This window comes from Nesterenkonia sp. DZ6, from assembly GCF_022565835.1.
Lineage (GTDB): Bacteria > Actinomycetota > Actinomycetes > Actinomycetales > Micrococcaceae > Nesterenkonia.
This window is the reverse complement of the sequence record NZ_JAJOYW010000005.1, coordinates 40,938-55,392: the sequence shown is the minus strand read 5'-3', so window position 1 is coordinate 55,392 and position 14,455 is coordinate 40,938. Positions and strand designations below refer to the sequence as shown.

Annotated in this window: 18 protein-coding genes; 9 read left to right on the top strand and 9 right to left on the bottom strand. The window is 66.3% G+C overall.

Features of this window, described 5'->3' with window-relative positions; translation table 11 throughout:
* Positions 1-53: 53 nt before the first annotated feature.
* The 5 genes from LTH93_RS12250 (at position 54) to LTH93_RS12230 (ending at position 4,243) form a co-directional block, all read left to right on the top strand.
* Positions 54-1,142, top strand: a complete 1,089-nt coding sequence (locus LTH93_RS12250; RefSeq protein ID WP_241471112.1) for a glycosyltransferase — start codon at positions 54-56, stop codon at positions 1,140-1,142.
* 48 nt (positions 1,143-1,190) lie between these two features.
* Entirely contained in the window at positions 1,191-1,631 is a 441-nt protein-coding gene (gene arfB / locus LTH93_RS12245) for an alternative ribosome rescue aminoacyl-tRNA hydrolase ArfB (RefSeq protein WP_241466226.1), read from the top strand.
* A gap of 190 nt (positions 1,632-1,821) precedes the next feature.
* On the top strand, positions 1,822-2,928 hold the full coding sequence (locus LTH93_RS12240; RefSeq protein WP_370642762.1) for a N(5)-(carboxyethyl)ornithine synthase: 1,107 nt from the start codon (positions 1,822-1,824) through the stop codon (positions 2,926-2,928).
* Positions 2,929-2,959: 31 nt separating this feature from the next.
* Positions 2,960-3,463 carry an SRPBCC family protein gene (locus LTH93_RS12235; RefSeq protein ID WP_241471111.1) on the top strand — a complete coding sequence of 168 codons (504 nt, stop codon included), beginning with the start codon at positions 2,960-2,962 and terminating at the stop codon, positions 3,461-3,463.
* Positions 3,464-3,466: 3 nt separating this feature from the next.
* The gene (locus tag LTH93_RS12230) at positions 3,467-4,243 is read left to right on the top strand and encodes an alpha/beta fold hydrolase (protein WP_241466220.1); all 777 of its coding nucleotides are present in this window, start codon (positions 3,467-3,469) and stop codon (positions 4,241-4,243) included.
* A 46-nt stretch (positions 4,244-4,289) separates the two neighbouring features.
* Here LTH93_RS12230 and LTH93_RS12225 read toward each other — a convergent pair whose 3' ends face one another.
* From LTH93_RS12225 to LTH93_RS12195, 7 genes are all read right to left on the bottom strand, one after another.
* Positions 4,290-4,889 carry a hypothetical protein gene (locus LTH93_RS12225; RefSeq protein ID WP_241471109.1) on the bottom strand — a complete coding sequence of 200 codons (600 nt, stop codon included), beginning with the start codon at positions 4,887-4,889 and terminating at the stop codon, positions 4,290-4,292.
* 96 nt (positions 4,890-4,985) lie between these two features.
* A complete protein-coding gene (heR, locus tag LTH93_RS12220; protein ID WP_241466216.1) occupies positions 4,986-5,759 on the bottom strand; it encodes a heliorhodopsin HeR in 774 nt (257 codons plus the stop codon).
* Between the two features lie 330 nt (positions 5,760-6,089).
* Positions 6,090-6,239 carry a hypothetical protein gene (locus LTH93_RS12215; protein ID WP_241471108.1) on the bottom strand — a complete coding sequence of 50 codons (150 nt, stop codon included), beginning with the start codon at positions 6,237-6,239 and terminating at the stop codon, positions 6,090-6,092.
* Between the two features lie 59 nt (positions 6,240-6,298).
* A complete protein-coding gene (locus LTH93_RS12210) occupies positions 6,299-6,499 on the bottom strand; it encodes a DUF3817 domain-containing protein (protein WP_241466214.1) in 201 nt (66 codons plus the stop codon).
* Positions 6,500-6,503: 4 nt separating this feature from the next.
* The gene (locus LTH93_RS12205) at positions 6,504-7,094 is read right to left on the bottom strand and encodes a TetR/AcrR family transcriptional regulator (RefSeq protein ID WP_241471107.1); all 591 of its coding nucleotides are present in this window, start codon (positions 7,092-7,094) and stop codon (positions 6,504-6,506) included.
* Positions 7,094-7,762 (bottom strand): GNAT family N-acetyltransferase, encoded by a 669-nt coding sequence (locus tag LTH93_RS12200; RefSeq protein WP_241471106.1) that lies wholly within the window; start codon positions 7,760-7,762, stop codon positions 7,094-7,096. The genes LTH93_RS12205 and LTH93_RS12200 overlap by 1 nt, the downstream gene beginning before the upstream one ends.
* Positions 7,759-8,298 carry a hypothetical protein gene (locus LTH93_RS12195; protein WP_241471105.1) on the bottom strand — a complete coding sequence of 180 codons (540 nt, stop codon included), beginning with the start codon at positions 8,296-8,298 and terminating at the stop codon, positions 7,759-7,761. The genes LTH93_RS12200 and LTH93_RS12195 overlap by 4 nt, the downstream gene beginning before the upstream one ends.
* A gap of 239 nt (positions 8,299-8,537) precedes the next feature.
* Here LTH93_RS12195 and LTH93_RS12190 point away from each other — a divergent pair, with 239 nt between their 5' ends.
* Genes LTH93_RS12190 through LTH93_RS12180 form a run of 3 tightly spaced genes read left to right on the top strand, consistent with a single transcriptional unit; the run spans position 8,538 to position 10,576 of the window.
* The gene (locus LTH93_RS12190) at positions 8,538-9,230 is read left to right on the top strand and encodes a histidine phosphatase family protein (RefSeq protein WP_241466206.1); all 693 of its coding nucleotides are present in this window, start codon (positions 8,538-8,540) and stop codon (positions 9,228-9,230) included.
* A gap of 24 nt (positions 9,231-9,254) precedes the next feature.
* The gene (locus tag LTH93_RS12185) at positions 9,255-9,809 is read left to right on the top strand and encodes a DUF3090 domain-containing protein (protein WP_241466204.1); all 555 of its coding nucleotides are present in this window, start codon (positions 9,255-9,257) and stop codon (positions 9,807-9,809) included.
* On the top strand, positions 9,809-10,576 hold the full coding sequence (locus LTH93_RS12180; RefSeq protein WP_241466202.1) for an SCO1664 family protein: 768 nt from the start codon (positions 9,809-9,811) through the stop codon (positions 10,574-10,576). The genes LTH93_RS12185 and LTH93_RS12180 overlap by 1 nt, the downstream gene beginning before the upstream one ends.
* 137 nt (positions 10,577-10,713) lie before the next feature.
* Here the strand turns inward: LTH93_RS12180 and LTH93_RS12175 are convergent, their stop codons facing one another.
* Positions 10,714-11,367: an SDR family NAD(P)-dependent oxidoreductase gene (locus tag LTH93_RS12175; protein ID WP_241471104.1), complete on the bottom strand. Its 654-nt coding sequence runs from the start codon at positions 11,365-11,367 to the stop codon at positions 10,714-10,716.
* A 267-nt stretch (positions 11,368-11,634) separates the two neighbouring features.
* Between LTH93_RS12175 and LTH93_RS12170 the strand changes: the two genes are divergently transcribed.
* Entirely contained in the window at positions 11,635-12,867 is a 1,233-nt protein-coding gene (locus LTH93_RS12170) for a saccharopine dehydrogenase family protein (RefSeq protein WP_241471103.1), read from the top strand.
* A 298-nt stretch (positions 12,868-13,165) separates the two neighbouring features.
* Here the strand turns inward: LTH93_RS12170 and ychF are convergent, their stop codons facing one another.
* A complete protein-coding gene (gene ychF, locus LTH93_RS12165; protein WP_241466188.1) occupies positions 13,166-14,251 on the bottom strand; it encodes a redox-regulated ATPase YchF in 1,086 nt (361 codons plus the stop codon).
* Positions 14,252-14,455 lie beyond the last annotated feature (204 nt).

The window sequence follows — 14,455 nt, the reverse complement described above, 5'->3', positions numbered from 1 at the left end:
CGTTCGCGGCGCTGACCAGGCGCGCCGTGAGCGCGGGCCATGAGGTGCGTTTGGTGGTTCCCGATAACTCAGGAGTCGACCTCAATGGGCTCGATGTCGTGAGCATGAGCGTGGACTACACGGCCATGATCACCCAGCAGGGGGTCTCAGCGGCCGCCGCGCTTCGCTCCTATCGTTCGATCATCCAACCGCTCATGCGGGCGGTGATCATCGAGTCCGCCAGGGCCGCCTTGGACTTCGAGCCCGATGTCCTCGTGGCGCACCCGAAGATCCTCTCTGCCGGGCTGGTCGCGGACGCACTCTCGATCCCCCACATTCGAGTCGAGATAGTGCCCGCGTTGACACCCACCAGCGCGTTCCCCGCCGCTGGAACCATCACTCGAGATCTCGGCCGGTTCAACCGCTCCACCTACCGTCTCGCCAGCGCAGGCGAGGCGATGTTCCGCAGGGATCTGAAGGACGTGTCGCGCATGGTCGGCAGCTTCACAAGGAGCCCCACACCGCCCGCCTCCACGCTGATGCCGATCAGTCCCGCGCTGCTCCACCGTCCCGCCAACTGGGACGACACGGTGCACATGACCGGGCCGTGGAAGCTGGATGGTCCGGAGATCGTGTCTCCGGAGGTGGCCGAGTTCATGGCCGAGGGCAACTTCGTCTACGCCGGATTCGGCTCGATGGCGGCCGGGAACCCACATGCTCGGGCACGGGAGGTCATCGGCGGGATCCGCGCCGCGGGATTCCGTGGGCTGTTGGCGACCGGGCTCGGCGGCCTCGAGGTACCTTCTGAGCTGCGCGACGACGACATCCTGGTCACCGATGCCGTGGCCCACGCCGCAGTGCTGCCGGAAGCCGCGGCCGCGGTGCATCACGGCGGCATCGGCACCGTCCATGCGGCGACGGCGGCCGGGGCTGTGTCGGTGCTGGTTCCGTTCATCGCCGATCAGCCGTTCTGGGCCGAGCGGCGGCGTGAGAAGGGTCTCGCAGCCGATCCGATCCCGCAGCGCAAGCTCACCGCAGATCGACTGAGCGCAGCACTGGGTGCCGCTGAAGACTTCCGCCCTAGGGTCCGCGCGGCCGCAGACACGATGGCGCACGAGGACGGCACCGGCAGCGCGCTGCGGATCATCGAAGGACTGGCCTGAGCCGACCTGCGCGTGGGCCCTCGGCCGCGGTGCGGCAGACTGGAAGGCGTGGAGAATCTGCGCGTACCCCCGGGGCCCGGGGCACCCCATGGCCTGCTCATCCCGGCAGGTGAGCTGCACGAGCAGTTCTCCCACGCCTCCGGGCCCGGCGGTCAGGGCGTCAACACCACCGACTCCCGCGTCCAGCTCAGCCTCGACCTGGCAACGACGACGTCGCTCACCGAGGTCCAGCGCAGACTTGCCCTGGATCGGCTGGCTGCCCGGCTGGCCGGCACGGTGCTCACCATCAGCGCCGCCGAGCACCGCTCCCAGCGGCGCAATCGGACCGCGGCACGTGAACGCCTCTCCGAGCTGCTCCGTGAGGCCATCGCTCCCCCGATCATCCGACGTCCCACGCGGCGCACGCGGGGGTCGCACCGGCGTCGGCTCGCAGGCAAGCGTGAACGCTCAGAGATCAAGGCGAACCGGCGCCGACCTGGTCGCGACTGAGGTCAGCAACTCGTGATCCGCTGTGGGAGATCGGCGTACAGTCGGGGAAGGAGCCGACCAGGGCTCCCTCAAGACGGGAATACCGATGTCAAGCACCACTTCCTCTTCCACCGCTGCCTCCGCCGAGACCTCGGAGGCGTCCTCCCCGAGCCGCGAATTGCTGAGTCTCGGGGTGCTCGCGAACTCTTCGATGGAGAACGAACGGCGCCTGCCGATTCACCCCCACCACCTGGACCAGATCGACCCGGACCTGCGCGCCCGGATGATCGTCGAGCGGGGCTACGGGTCTGACTTCCAGTTGGCACCCGATTACGTGGAGTCCCGCGTGGGCAGGGTCGCTGAACGTGCGGAGGTCATTGCATCTGCTGATGTCCTGCTCCTGCCCAAACCGCAGGCGGCAGACGTGGCGGCGGTTCCCGAAGGCGGCATCCTGTGGGGCTGGCCGCACTGCGTCCAGGATGCCGGATTGACGCAGACTGCGATCGACAACCGGCTCACGCTGATCGCCTTCGAGGCGATGAACCATTGGACCCCTCGGGGTGATTTCAATCTGCACGTGTTCCACAAGAACAACGAGCTTGCCGGCTACTGCTCCGTGCTTCACGCACTGAGCCTGACCGGCTCGACCGGGGACTACGGTCCCCGGCTCAGTGCGGTGGTGATCGGCTTCGGAGCCACGGCCCGAGGTGCGGTGACGGCGCTCAAGGCGCAGGGAATCCATGACATCCAGGTCCTGACCCAGCGCGGTGCGACTGCGGTCGGCTCGCCGATCCACACCGCCCAGATCACCCAGCTCAAGACGGCGTCGGGCACGTCACCTCTGAGCGAGGTCCTCACCTCAGCCGGGGATGTTCCGCTGCCCGAGTTCCTGGCATCGCATGACATCGTCGTCAACTGCACGCTCCAAGACGTCACCGCGCCGCTGACGTATCTGCGGACCCAGGACCTGGAGCTCTTCTCTGGAGGCAGCCTGATCATCGACGTGTCGTGTGACCCGGGGATGGGCTTCGAGTGGGCGCAGACCACGACGTTCGACGATCCGATGTTCACCGTTGGACGAGGGGTCAACTACTACGCCGTCGACCACAGCCCGTCATACCTGTGGAACTCAGCCACCTGGGAGGTCAGCGCGGCGATCCTGCCGTTCCTGCGCACCGTGATGGAAGGCCAGGCCACCTGGGCGACGAGTCCGATCATCTCCCGCGCGATCGAGATCAACGAGGGCGTGATCCAGAACCCGAACATCCTGAGCTTCCAGCATCGTGAGCCGGCATATCCGCACACGCGGACTGCATAGGGCCGGACCGCCTAGAGAAGGTGACCCTCAGATGACCACAGGACCAGCAGCGACGGGGACCCTCGGCGTCGGGCCTCACGGCAGGGAGCTCCAGCTTCAGCGCCGTTTCGCGGAGCCGCTCGAGACCATCTGGGCGGCGATGACGGACTCCGCGCAGCTCGTGAATTGGATCGGGCGCTGGGAGGGAGATCCCGCCAGCGGGAAGGTCACCTTCTTGATGACCGCGGAGGGCGAGGACGCTCCGCCGGAGGAGTGCGAAATCCTGGAATGCAGCCCACCGCGCAGCCTTACCGTGCAGACCAGCGTCGGACCGGCTGTCTGGCACCTGCGCTTCGAGCTGAGCCACCAGGACGGCATCACCACCCTGCTCTTCGCCCAGCGGATCGGCGATGACCCGCTGGGCAGCATCGGCCCCGGGTGGGAGTACTACCTCGACCGACTCTCGGCGGTCCTGGGTGGAGCGGATCCCGCGGGTGTGGAGTGGAATGACTACTACCCCAGGCTTTCGGCGCCTTACGAGGCACTGGAGAGCTGAGCCTTGACAGCGGATTCCCATCAATGGCCGCTGGAGCACGGGCCACAGGATGGTGAGACCATCATCTTCCTCCCCGGAAACAGCACCGGGAGCTGGATGTGGGCACCCCAGGTGGAGCGTCTCCCCGACCGCCACCTCCTCACCCCGGACCTGCCAGGCCTCGGCGAGCGCTATCGGGAGCCGTGGCCAGGGCTGGCCGGAGCCGCCGACGACGTCGCCGGGGTCATCCGCGCGCACGCACTTGATGGCCGCGCCCATGTGGTGGGACTGTCACTCGGCGGTCTCGTGGTCGTGCGCCTGCTGCATCGCCACCCGGAGCTTGTACGCAGCACCGTGGTCACCGGAGCTCCAGTCGCCGGACTGACCAGGATCGAACGCCTCCTGATCCCCCCGCAGATTCCGCTCCTGCGCAGACGCTGGTACTGGAACGCCCAGGCGATGGCCTTCGGGGTCCCGCCCGACAGCAGGGAGTTGTTCGTGGATTCCGCCGTGCGGGTCTCCGCGGAGACGAACCGGCTGACCTACCGGGAAGTCGCCGCAGGGTGCATGCCCGCAAGTCGGTTCCATTACTCAGGGCCAGTCCTGGCGATTGCCGGAGAGAAGGAACAGCGTTCGGTGCGCGATGGCTTCCCGGTTCTGCGTCAGTCGCTTCCACAGCTGCAGACGTGGATCGCTCCGAAGATGCACCACCCTTGGAACATCGAGGACCCGGATCTGTTCAGCAGGCTCATTCGCGAATTCGCCGATACGGGGACCTGGGAGCCTGCGGAACGGGTCTGACACAGGTTGAATCCCCCGCTCTGCGGCAGTCGGTCCACGGAGCCGGTTAGACGTAGGAGTCGAAGTGCTCGACGCCGAGGTCTTCGTCGGGCCAGAGGGAACCCGCGGCGTGTCCCAAGAGCAGCTTCGGATAGTAGGTCCACGCGAACCACGGGGCGACCGCCGACCTTCGCAACGCGTGATCAAGAAGCAGACCACCCACTGTGAGGATCGCCCCGAGACTCCGTCGCCGAGACGGACAGCTGCGGGTGATCGCTGTGGCTAGCATCATGTAGCCGTAGTGAGCAGACGCCCAGCTCACACCGTTGCTCCGCTCCCCGATGCGCTGATCCACGGCGCCCACGATCAACGGGTGTACATGAAGGGCAGCGAACGCGCAGTGCTCGCGTGCCCCCTGCCCGGCGCGTTCATACCAGCGGACGCACGCCCGGGTGTTGTTGACGTAGGCGCCGCCGAACAGATCCAGAGCCAGGGCGCCCAATGCCGCCTGGGAGAACCGTCCCGCGCCAGCGCGCTTCGCTGACCGGTAGGAGTAGAAGAGGCCGATGATCCCGGAACTGACCGCTAGCGTGTTGTTTGCGCGGGTGGCCTCTGGCCCGACGAATTCTGCCCAGCTGCGCCTGAGGGACTCGACCCGAGCAGTCATCTGATACCCCCATCATCGGCCAGGCTCAGGGTGACAGCAGGAGGGTTGCGGCGGAGCGGCGTGCTCGCGGCGCGGCGCCACGACCAGCAAGTGGGCTCAGGCGGCGAGGGTGCCGGCGAAGATCTGCCACGCCAGCGCGGACTTGGCCGTGAGGCTGAGCGTGATGTAGAGCCGCTCCCCCAGCAGGTAGTCGCGGAACCGTCCGACCGGGCGGTACTGGAGCCACTGCACCACGGCGAACACGTTGAAGAACAGGAACAGCGAGACGATGATCGCATAGACGAATCCTGGCGGCTCGGCCCCTGTGGTGGAGCCAGGAGCCAGGGTGTAGATCACGATGCCGACCCAGGGCACGATCCCGGCGATGCACCCGAAGACGAACGGCAGCCATCCGCCGTCGCCGGGCTCGTGGTAGCGCTCCTGGAGCCAGCCGAAGAGGATCATCGAGGCGTTGACGCCGAACAGCGCCAGCAGCGCGACAACATCGAAGATGCCGACCAGCTGGGCGATGATCACGATCATCAGCGAGCTGGACAGTGAGTACTCCACCCAGCGGAAGTAGTTGTGCCCGTTCGCCAGCCCCGCGCGGTAGCGACCGAAGAACGGCGGCGAGGCCACGATGGCGTGGAACAGAGCGGACAGGAACAAGAACGCCGCAATCGCCAAGGGGATCGGCAGGTCCCACAGGGTGACCGCCTCACCTGGAGGGGTGCCGGGTGGACCGGCGGGGTAGCTGCCCGTGACCGGAAGGGTGAAGTCGGTGGCGAGCAGAACCACCGCCACGGCTTGGGCCGCGTGAACGACTGCGGCAATGATGTTGTACCTGCGCAGGCCGGTGTAGCGGCCTGCGTCGATCTCAGTCGTAGTCACGGCGCTCCGATCGTCGGCTCACTCTTCCTCCTAGAGTAGTGAGCGGCCAGGTTGGCCGTCCAGGGACTGGAAGGCAGCCCCGTCGGTCGCTGGAGACGCCGAGCCAGCGATCCTCACCGTCCAGCCCGGTCCCGCCTGCGGCGATCGCCGCTGATTCCCCCACCAGGAAGTCACACGAACAGACGTTGAAGCGGAACGGTCAGGCGGGGTTTCGGCTGTTGGTGGTCACCGTTGGCCGACACCGAGGAATGCGGTCCAACCTGCGGAAACGCATTTTCGGCACCGTTGGGCGTCATCGGCGATCGTCGGTCTCGGCCGGACTTCTTGTGACTATCTGCGGACCGCTCGCCCTCCGGCATCGACGTCCGGGGCGAGGATCTCGTCGGCGATCTCGGACGGGAAACGGCCCTCGCGGTCTCCACCTTCCAGCGCGTCTTCAAAACGCTGCGCGACGCCAGCCTCGCCGGCATCAAGCTCCACGACCTGGCCTGCACCCGCCAACACCGCCGGGAGACAGCCCGGAGAAGCGAGCTGCCCGGTCAAGTACGAAGAGCCTGGTTGACGGCGGTGAGCACCGCAGTGGCGCTGTGGGCGAGAGTGACGAAGCCGTGGATGCGGCCGCTGATCGTCACTACCGGTGCGAAACCCGTCGTAGCGCGAATGATGAGGCCGGCGAAGAGCAGGGTCCAGGTGATCGCTTCGGAAATGGCGACGACACGGGAGAGCTTCTTCGGTGTCATGAGTTCATGAGATCACCTCCACAGCGAGGCCTCGTGCAGCGAAGTGGGCGCGCAGAAGACGGTCGACGCGAGCGTGCAACTGGGCCCGGTCGGGCACGCGATGCTGCAGCACCGTGAGAAGGCCCGAGCCTTCGACGAGCGCCATGACGTCGCCGGCCAGCGTTCGGGCGGCGGCGGGGTTCTCGCCGGGCACGACCGACGCCAGAGATGCGGTGAGTTCGGCTTCGATGTGGTCGGCAGCGGCCTCTAGCGCAGGCTGCACGCGAGGCGCAACGGCGATGAGGAAGGCGTAGTACGAGAGTGGGGGTGCGAACTGCGCGATGCTCTCGATCGAGTCGACGTAATCGTCGACGAGCCGGTGAGTGAGGGCGACCGGGGTCGTGGGTCGAGGCTGCTGCGGGTCGGTGAGCGGGTCAGTGAAGAACCGTTCGATCACGGCCTCGAGCAGAGCCTCCTTGCTCTCGAAGTGGTGGTACAGGGCCCCCTTCGAGTAGGGCACCTCAGCGAGAATACGCGCCAGGCTCGCGCCGTCGTAGCCGTTCTCGAGAAACAACCGAAACGCTGCGTCGACGATACTCGCTCTGGCGTCTGACATCACGGCACCTCGTCGTTCTCCCCGTCGGGAGTGCCGGCCTGCGCCATGACGTGCACCTCGCACTGCGCAACGGGAACGACGCCGAGCAGGGTGAAGCCCCAGCGGGCATAGAGTTCGGCGTTGCCGGGGCTCTCAGTCTCGAGCCTGACCCCCCACGACCGGGAGTCTTGGCGCGCACGCTGCAGCGTGTGGTCGACCAGTAGTCGACCGACCCCGAGACCTCGAGCGGATTCGGTGACTCCCACGGCGACGAGCACGTGGTGGGGGTGAGGAGGCGCCAGCCTGCGCGAGGCGAGGTCGGCGTCGTTGAGGAGCGTCAAGGCCCCCGGCGCGAGGTGGCGGGCGAGCATGAGAAAGCGTGCGCCCGAGATCATCCGTGCGACCCTGGCCCGCAGTGTTCTCGCCAGGGTGCCGCTCTGCGGGTCGGCGATGAGGGCCGCGCCGATGATGGTGCCCGCGCGCTCGGCGAGAACGAGCTCGCCGCCGGCGTTCAGGGTACCGACGATGGAGGCGCGGAACACTGCCTCGCGAGCGGCCTGCGGGTGCTGCGTGGTGCTGGTCGCGGCGGCGATGAGGGGATCGTGCACGAAGGCTTGCGCCAACATGCGGGCCGCACCATCGCGATCCCGGCATTCAGCGGGGCGCAGCGTGACGTCTGCCAGGGTCACGGCCCCGTCGCCCCGCTGTGGTCGACGGCGAACGACAGCACGACCTTGATCGCGAACAGCGCCGTGATGAACAGCAGCACGGACGTCATCTCGGCAACCAGGGCAGTCGCGCCGAGCACGATGACTATGCCCAACCCGGCCGCAGGTCGCTGCACGGGCGAGCCCTGCAGCAACACGACGGCGGTGCCTGCCGCGATCGTGAGTGCCCACCCGATGAGCGCAGGGAACAAGGGCAGCCCGAGAAGCAAGGCGACGATGGGCAGGTGTACATGCACCGCGATGAAGACCGCTCGGCGCTTGGCGCTCACCGCATAGTGGTCGTTCGTGCCTCGCGTGAAGTTGGCGACAACTCCTGCCGCGATGTCGGCGACGAGCAGCGCGGCCAGCACGGCTCGCCAGAGCTCGACGGTGAGCAAGGCCGGCAGCACGGCGAGCACGGCAATCGGCACGGCGAGCAGCACGAGCGTGATTGACGCGGCCGACTGGTGCGCGCCGAAGACATCGTGAAGCGAGGAGGGTATGCGGAGAGTACCCATGAGGCGACAGTACCGACTGGTCGGTATGGCGTCGAGAGTGCACATCTGATGGGCCGGATCGTGCGTGCGTGCCGGAGTGCGAGAGCGAGGGCTAGACGGAATGGAGTGCCCGCCCTGGTTTGGGTGATTGCAGGCCGGGGCCTCACTCACGCAATCTCGTGGTCCTGAAAGTCTGACTTGGCCCCACCGGCACTGGAACCTCCACCGCGTTACGTCGCCCGGGTGGTTAGGCTGACTGGATGGCGACAGTGATTCTCGTGCGGCACGGCCGCTCCATAGCAAATGCCACTGGGCTGCTGGCCGGCAGGGCCGTCGGCGTCAGCCTGGACCAGTTCGGGCGCGACCAAGCGGCTCACACCGGAGACCGGCTCGCGGCCGTTCCTCTGGTCGCGGTGGTGTCGAGCCCCCTTGAGCGTTGTCAACAGACCGCCCAGCACATCCTCGATCGCCAGGCGGGCACGCCATACGCGCCGGTCGACCCCGATCTCACCGAATGCGATTACGGCCAGTGGCAGGGCCGCATGCTCACCGATCTCGCGACCGAGGATCTGTGGCCGCTGGTGCAGTCGCAGCCATCCGCCGTCGTCTTTCCCGACGGTGAATCGATGGCCGCGATGCAGGCTCGGTCGGTGGCAGCGATTCGCCGCCACGATGCAGCCCTCGAAGCCGAGCATGGACCCGAGGCCGTGTGGGCAGCGGTCAGCCACGGTGACATCATCAAGTCGATCCTCGCCGACGCGCTCGGCATGCACCTTGACCTGTTCCAGCGCATCAACGTGGGCCCCGCATCCGTGTCGATCGTGCGCTACGGCGCTGGCCGACCGAGCGTCCACGCGACCAACACCGACGCGGGTGATCTTTCGTGGCTGTCGAAGGGCATCCACTCTGGGGATGCGCCGGTGGGCGGCGGCGCAGGGCACAAGACGCCGTGAATCTAGAACGCCTAGAATACTGACATGCCTACACGTGTTCACGAGTTCGACTGGCCCGATCGGGCCGTCGTCGGCACCATCGGCCCTCCGGGGGCGCGCACGTTTTACCTGCAGGTGCGCTCAGGGAAGCAGCTGGTGAGCATCGCGCTCGAGAAGCAGCAGTCGGCTCTGCTCGCGGAGAAGATCGATGAGATCCTCGACCAGCTCATCACCGTCGAGGGCAACCGCTACAGCGTTCCCACGAGCACTCCCGTTGAACTTGTCGACAACGACCAGCTCGAGGCTGTTGAGGAGGATTTCCGCACCGGTGCCATGAGCCTGGGCTGGGACCCGACCACGGCCCAGATCGTGATCGAGGCCCACCCCATCACGGACGCCGATGTTGATGGATATGGTGATTCGCCTGACCAAGACGACGCTCAGGTGACCGAGATGCTGCTGGTGCGACTGCCGGTCGGCACCGCCCGTGCATTCGCAAAGCGCACCCTCGAGGTCGTGGGCGCCGGGCGCCCGGCGTGCCCGCTCTGTGGTTACCCCGTGGACGCCGAGGGACATACCTGCACCGTTGCCGAGGGCTGATGGCGGCGACGGACCTGGTGACTGCGGAGCTGACGCTCACCGGGCGCATCAGGACGGCTTCCAATGCGACGTTCCTGGGCAGCATCGGCGACGTGACCGTGGTCTATAAGCCGATAGCCGGCGAAAGCCCGCTGTGGGACTTTCCCGACGGAACCCTGGCGCACCGGGAGATCGCCGCCTACCTCGTCTCGCAGGCCCTCGGCTGGGGCGTGGTCCCGCACACCTGGCTGCGCGATGGTCCCTTGGGCGAAGGAATGGTACAGCTCTGGCAGGAGCAAGACCCCGATCACAGCGCCGTCGATCTGGTCGCGACGGACCACGTGCCGAAGGCGGGCTGGAAACACGTTCTCGAGGGGCGAGACGAAAACGGGCGGATGATCACGCTCATTCACGAAGACTCGCCAGCGCTGCGGCACATGGCCGTGTTCGACCTGGTCGTCAACAACGCCGACCGCAAAGGCGACCACATTCTTGCGATGACGGACGGCCACCGGCACGGCGTGGACCATGGGCTCACCTTCCACCGTGACCACAAGCTGCGCACGGTCCTCTGGGGATGGCTGGGAGACGCTCTGACCGCCGAGGAGCGCGAGGGCATCGATCGGGTCAGCGAAGGACTGCACGGTGACCTGGGCCGAAACCTGGCGGACCTGCTCAGTGCCGAAGAAGTCGCAGCGCTCGCTGCGCGCTGTTCCAGGTTGCGCCTGACGGGGCGGTTTCCGGCTCCCGCCGGTGAGATGTCGGCGGTTCCCTGGCCACTGTTCTGAGGAAGTCGCCCGGCCCTCAGCAATGAACCCACTTCGGAGTCCATCCGAATCTCTGGCGCTGTATTCGTAAGGCCAGGCTCGCACTCTCGAGTCGGGCCTTTCGCATACGAAGCTCAGTCTCATCCTCTCGGCCGCGCCTAGAAGGCGGTGCTGGGCAGATCCTTCTCGCCATTGACGATCGCAGTGATGATCCGCGCTGCAACGAGGTCTGGATCCAGCGGCGTTCCGAATCGCGGCGCTGACCCGGCGATCGGGTGCTCGGACAGCGAGGTGCCGGTGTGGCCAGGGCGGGCATCCAGGAGTCGGATGCCCGCGCGACGATACTCGCGCGCCGCTGCGACGACGAAGGCCGCGAGCCCAGCTTTCGACGCCGAATATGCTGCCAGTCCTGCGACCGGTGTCTCAGCGACGACGCCGCTCAGTGTCACCACGAAGGGCTCCCGGCCGTCCTGTGCCGAGGCCGCGAGGTAGGACTGGCTCTGGGTGATGAGCTGGATCGCACCGGTCGTGTTCACAGCGAACAGCTCATCCACCGTGGCAGGTTCAATCTCCGAAGCGGCGCCGAAGGCGACGACCCCGGACGCAACCACCAGCCCGTCGAGGCGCCCGTGCTGTGCAATCGTGGCATCCAGCACCTCCCGAATCACCGAGAGTTCACGCAGATCGTGCCCAGCAGACTTCGACGACCGGGAAACAATGGCGCCGTTGCTCTCCAGCCGATCGGCGATCCGCGAGCCGAGCCCGCCGGTGGCGCCGACTACCAGAACAACCGCACCCTGAAGATTCGTCATGGATAGACCCTAGATCACGTGCGGCAGGTAGCCCAGCCCTAGTCGGTTCGCTGGGCCGTCTCGAAATTCATTGAGCTACACGTTAAACCTGAACTCCACCACGTCGCGTCACGGATCACCTCTGCGGTTAGAGGACTGGGCAGGGCACCACGCCCCGCGAACTAATGATGATCTGTGATCTGGTTCTGGGGTGACGGAGCGCTTCAGCGCTAGGAGAGGGATTCACTTTTCGGTGCCGGTGCCGGTCTGCTGTGGAAGACTGCCGGCATGGAGTCCCCAACGCGCGACCACGACCTCGTCCTCTTTGGTGCGACCGGCTTTGTCGGGGAACTGGTTGCTGGATACCTTGCGCACCACGCTCCACCGGACCTGCGAGTGGGACTCGCGGGGAGGTCGAGGGTAAAGCTCGAAGCCGTACGGTCCAGACTGCCCGTCGCCGCTCATGACTGGGCCATCATTGAGGCCGATACGGGGCGCCCTGACTCGCTCGCGGCCATGGCCACGGGCACCAGAGTTCTCTTCACCACGGTGGGTCCCTACGCGAAATATGGACTGTCGGTTGTCGAGGCGTGTGCCCGCGCCGGCACCCACTACGGGGACCTGACGGGCGAGGTGTCCTTCGTCCGTGAAGCTATCGACCGTTGGGATGCCCTTGCGAGGAGTACAGGTGCACGGATCGTCCATGCGTGCGGCTATGACTCCGTCCCGTCGGACCTCGCGGGGCTCCTCCTGCACCAGGCCGCGCAGGCTGATGGCGCGGGCGGACTGACCGAGGTGCAGCTCGTCGCCCGGGCGAAGGGCGGTTTCAGCGGCGGCACCATCGAGTCCATGCGTGGTCAGCTCGACGGTATGAGGACGGACCCTGTGCTGCGATCGCTCGCGGGCGATCCCTACTCCCTCAGTCCAGACCGGACGGCGGAGCCCGCGACCCGGCAACCTCCGGATCTGGGGTGGATCAGCCGTTCGGATGACGGCCCGTGGGCCGCGCCCTTCATCATGGCGTCGGCGAATACGCGGATCGTACGTCGCAGCAATGCCCTCCAGGGTTGGGCCTACGGTCGGTCCCTGCGGTACGGCGAAGTGATGGGTATGGGGCGAGGGCCTGTCGGCGCCGTCACCGCCGGGGCGACGGCGCTTGGCCTGCGGCTGTTCGGAGCCGCACTGGCCCTACCCTTGACGAGGAAATTACTGGACCGTGTCCTTCCGTCGCCCGGTGCGGGCCCGAGCGAGGCCGCGCGGCGCTCAGGCTGGTTCCGTTCCCAGGTGACTGCTTCCACGGAGAGCGGCCAGCGCTATCGTGCCATCGCAGCCGGGCCCGGCGATCCGGGATACGCCGCCACCGCCGTGATGGCCGGAGAGACAGCGCTCTCACTTGCCCTCGACGGCGACCGTCTGCCGCCCGCCACAGGATCGCTGACCCCGGCGACCGCCCTCGGTAACATTCTGGTTGAGCGGCTGCGCGAGGCAGGCCATACCTACGAAATCACGTCCCTCACCTAACGCCGGAAGTGAGGCACTGGGCGTGCTTAACGTCTAGAGAAAAGTTGGAGGCCCGCTCAGCAGGACGGAAAGCAAGCCGTGTCCTCAGGCAGACAAGCGAATGAGCTCGAAAAGCAGGAGTTTTGCGTGGACCGTAAAACCAGTCACCGGCCCCCTACTGGAACCTTCCGCTGTCCTCCACGGGCAAGTCGCAGCTCGATGGCGTGAATGAACTCTCTAACGGCGCGGATTCAGTGGCCAAACCTGACCACGACGAGAACGATCGGAAAGAGATGAAGTCTGTGGTCAGGGGCTGATGCTAAACATTGAACCGGAACTCCACCACGTCGCCGTCCTTCATGATGTATTCCTTGCCTTCGATCCGGACCTTGCCGGCGGACTTGGCCTCCGCCATCGACCCCGCAGCCACCAGGTCATCGAAGTTCACGATCTCGGCCTTGATGAAGCCGCGCTGGAAGTCGGTGTGGATGACGCCGGCCGCCTCGGGCGCCGTCGCTCCCTTGTTGACCGTCCAGGCGCGGGTCTCTTTCGGACCGGCGGTGAGGTAGGTCTGCAGCCCGAGGGTGGCGAAGCCGACGCGTGCCAGCTGGTCCATGCCGGACTCGTCCTGGCCGTTGAGCTCGAGCATCTCGCGGGCCTCCTCCTCGGAGAGCTCGACGAGGTCGGCCTCGAGCTTGGCATCGAGGAACACCGCATCGGCAGGGGCCACCAGGGCGGCGAGCTCGGCCTGCTTCTCGGCGGAGTTCAGCACGCCTTCATCGGCGTTGAACACGTAGATGAAGGGCTTGGCGGTGAGCAGGTTCAGCTGGGCCAGGTGCTCCATCTCCAGCTTGTCCTTGGTGATGGAGCTGAAGATGGTGTCTCCACGCTCCAGGGTCTTCTGCGCAACCAGGTAGGCATCCAGGGTGGCCTGCTCGGCCTTGCGCCCCTTGACCTGCTTCTCCAGCTTCGGGATCGCGTTCTCCATGGTCTGGAGATCTGCGAGGATCAGCTCGGTGTTGATCGTCTCCATATCTGAGGTGGGATCCACCTTGCCGTCCACGTGGATGACGTTCTCGTCCTCGAACACCCGGACCACCTGGGCGATCGCATGGGCCTCACGAATCGTGGCGAGGAACTGGTTGCCCAGTCCCTCCCCCTCGGAGGCGCCCTTGACGATCCCGGCGATGTCGACGAAGGAGACGGTTGCGGGAAGGATCTTCTGCGAACCGAAGATCTTCGCCAGCGCGTCCAGCCGCTCGTCAGGCAGATTCACGATGCCCACATTGGGCTCGATGGTGGCGAACGGATAGTTCGCCGCCAAGATCGACTGACGAGTCAGCGCGTTGAACAGGGTCGACTTGCCCACATTGGGTAGTCCTACGATTCCGATAGTCAAAGCCACGGTCACCTAACCTACCGTCCGCACGGCCCCTGCGGCGACTTCCAGGGCCTTCCCGGCTCCGACCAGCGCGCCATAGACTGAGACTCCGTTCATTATGTGGACCGAGTCTCGACAGATTCAGGAGATTCGGGTCACATTCACCGCCCCCTGGTGCCCCGGACGCGACTCACCCGTGTCTAAGATGCCTGAGGCTCAATCACTCGA